The 1,018-nt window shown below is 67.4% G+C and carries 1 protein-coding gene; it reads left to right on the forward strand.

What is annotated here, in order from left to right; genetic code table 11:
• On the forward strand, positions 1–967 hold a 967-nt coding region (locus HY68_RS28225; protein ID WP_041994053.1), incomplete at its 5' end, for a hypothetical protein.
• Between the last annotated feature and the right edge of the window lie 51 nt (positions 968–1,018).

Consider the following 1,018-nt stretch of genomic DNA (forward strand, 5'->3'; position numbering starts at 1 on the left):
GGTCGGCGCGACGGCGGGCACGGCCGCCGCGTCCTCCCTCGCTCCGGGGGCCGCGCCCGCGGTCGCCGCGGCGCCGGGCGGATTCCCCGACTACAAGTACGTCAAGACGCTTCTGACGCCCTCCCAGCTCAAGTACAACCCGACCGGCGAGATCATCTTCCCCTGCATACGCGGCACGGCGAGCCGGCTGACGGCGCCGCTCGGCCGCTACTACCTGTACTACGCGCCGCACGACGCGCCCGGCGGCATCTGCCTCGCCTACGGCGACCATCTGGAGGGCCCGTTCACGGAGTACCCGAACAACCCGATCGTCTCCAACAACTGGTCGCCGAACTACTCCGTCAGCCACGTCTCGTCCCCGCACGTGATGTGGATCGAGGCGTCCAAGGAGATGTGGCTGTACTTCCACGGCGAGAACACCACCACCCGGCTCGCCCGCTCCAAGGACGGCATCAACTTCACCTACGACAAGGTCGTCCTGTCGTCCTCGATGATGCCGTCCGGTACGACCGAGACGTCGTACGCCCGGGTCTTCCCGCACGAACTCCCCGCGAAGAAGGCCCACTTCGTGATGGTTTTCATGCTCAACAACACGTCCAACCACCGCGACATCTGCTGGGGCTGGTCCGCCGACGGGCGCAACTGGACCTTCGACCAGAAGCCGCTCGTCAGCCATACCGACGTCGGCGCCGTCAATGTCGGCGGCCCGCACGTGCTGGAGCGTAACGGCAGCACGTACGTCGTCTACAACAAGGACAAGGAGAGCGGCGGCGACCTCATGATCACCGAGGTCGGCAACGACTTCACCCTCCGCAACCACCTGGGGGTGTTCTTCAACTCGTCGAACGGGGCGCCCGACAACGGCCGCAGCGCCTCGCCGAGTTTCGGCACCGAGGGCGGAGTGCCCTACATGGTGTACGAGTCGGGCGAGCGGCTGGCCGGCAAGATCGCGGTCGCCCGCGGCTGACCCCCCGCGGAGATCGGAGCCGGCCGTGGTGACGCTACTACGTCACCACGG

The sequence above is a fragment of the Streptomyces sp. AcH 505 genome (assembly GCF_000818175.1).
Taxonomy (GTDB): domain Bacteria; phylum Actinomycetota; class Actinomycetes; order Streptomycetales; family Streptomycetaceae; genus Streptomyces.